The organism is Desulfofustis glycolicus DSM 9705 (genome assembly GCF_900130015.1).
GTDB classification, from domain to species: domain Bacteria; phylum Desulfobacterota; class Desulfobulbia; order Desulfobulbales; family Desulfocapsaceae; genus Desulfofustis; species Desulfofustis glycolicus.
The window spans coordinates 1-1,862 of record NZ_FQXS01000084.1 but is presented as its reverse complement, the minus strand read 5'-3'; the positions used below and the strand labels follow the sequence as shown (position 1 = coordinate 1,862).

Sequence of the window (1,862 nt, the reverse complement as noted above, 5' to 3'; positions counted from 1 at the left end):
CGGATGTTCCAAATATAGAAAGGCCGATTTTGCCCCTCAATATTCTGAATTTATTTCGATTTTCTCCTGCTCGGCAGCTTCCTTCTGCTGTCTACGTGACCAGTCCGACGCGGCAGAGCACTGGGCGGGGTAATCGTCAGTGCTGAGAATAACCGAGCCAGACTTGGCCGTGGCTGTGGTACGCTGAGCATGCCACCGGTCTGGTTGCCGTTGATTTCATGCTCCATCGCGCACAGGGTTGATAATTTTTTCAACCCCTCCTCGACGGTCACGTCCAGATCCCGCCAGGCATCCGCCAGCTTGCGCCGGATCAGATACGCCAGCATGACAACAAAGACATGCCCCCTCGTGCGCGACTCCTTGCGGACATAAAGCGGCCGAACTTCCAGATGACCGGTCTTACAGGTCCGAAACGCCTGCTCGACTTGGGTGAGGTCCTTGTAGCGGTCGTGCACGATTTCCATCGGCGCGTATTCTGCGGCCAGATCGGTCTTGAGTGCGTAACAACCGTCCAACTCCTCTACTTCCGCCAGATATGCCCCATCTATCTCGACCCTGATGATACGGTCTTTGCAGGTGGTTGTTACAAAGTCGCTGACCTGCAGTTTGCTCTCTTTCTCCCATACCTTCTGGGTAGCCTTGTAAAAGTCAGCTCGGGGATGCTCCGCCAGGTAACGGTTTTTTTGCTCGGCATACGCCTGAAGGACCTTGATGCGCTGGTCCCGGGAACCTGCCAACTCGGCCGCGCGGATCGGATTACGCCGCAGGATGTAGCGGATTCCTTCATGCTCTACCTCGCACAGATCGCTGTCAAACAAGCCTAACTGCAATACACCGTTGCTGAGCATCGCTCTGATCTGAGGTTTGGTGATTGCGGTAATATAGTGGAAGCCGGCTTCTTTGAGTTCTTCGACCTGAGCGCTTTTAATCATCCCCCGATCGCCGACCATGGTCACCTGCCGGCAGCCAAATTCCTCGGCGGTCTTCTCGATCTGGGCGCCAAAGGTCTTCAGATCGTTGGTATTCCCTTTGAACACACGAACCGATACCGGCGTGCCATCGTCACTGCAGAGCAGGCCGATAACAATCTGTTTCTTACCTCGTTTTTTGTCTCGGTTATAGCCCCAGTCGCCGAGTTCGTTCTGCTCACCTTCCAGGTAACTGGATGTGACATCGTAAAGAAACAGGTTGGGAGCTTTTTCACCATAGGTTTTCTTGAACAGTTTCTGTTCTATGCTGTCTTGCTGTTCGCAGAGCCAGTCCAGAGCCCGGTAGAGATCGTCTTCGGTAAATGGTTCAACACCAAGCAACTCACAGACCGCATGTTCGTCAGCCAGACGTACGGCGCTGAGCCGTGAGCCCTGCTCGATCAGCCGGGCCATGATCATCCACAGGCAAAGCAGGCCATGTCTCGACGAGCCGATAATTTTATCCAGGCCGAGATCCCGGCAAACGTGCAGCAAGACCCAGAGAGCACCGACCGAGCGGCCCTGTGTGTGCTTGACACTGCTACCGAGAAGGTGTTCAAGTTCTGGCAGGTTGTCCTTGTGTTTCAGGGCCAGTTCAATCGCCGAGATAACCGACTCGGGATATTTAGTCAGGTTGAGCAGGGTCCGTTTCTTGACTTTGGAGCCGTGCTCTCCGCGCTCCCGGTACGATTCGCGAAGCAAAATCTGGGTATAGACCTTGTCGCCGCGCTTTGATTTGACTCGGTGGATATGCATGATGCCTGCTTTTTACCATACATAACACACTATGTCAAATATATAGAGTAAAATTTGATGCCTACATAATTCTCTCTAAAATCGCTACTTTAAAACAGCAAATCAAGGTGTTACTTCATTTTGTGTCTGGAACATCCG

The 1,862-nt window shown here is 52.8% G+C and carries 1 protein-coding gene; it reads right to left on the bottom strand.

From position 1 onward, the window contains the following. Positions 1 to 50: 50 nt before the first annotated feature. Positions 51 to 1,724, bottom strand: coding sequence for an IS1634 family transposase (locus BUC26_RS22455; RefSeq protein WP_073379658.1), 1,674 nt, complete (start codon positions 1,722 to 1,724; stop codon positions 51 to 53). Positions 1,725 to 1,862 lie beyond the last annotated feature (138 nt).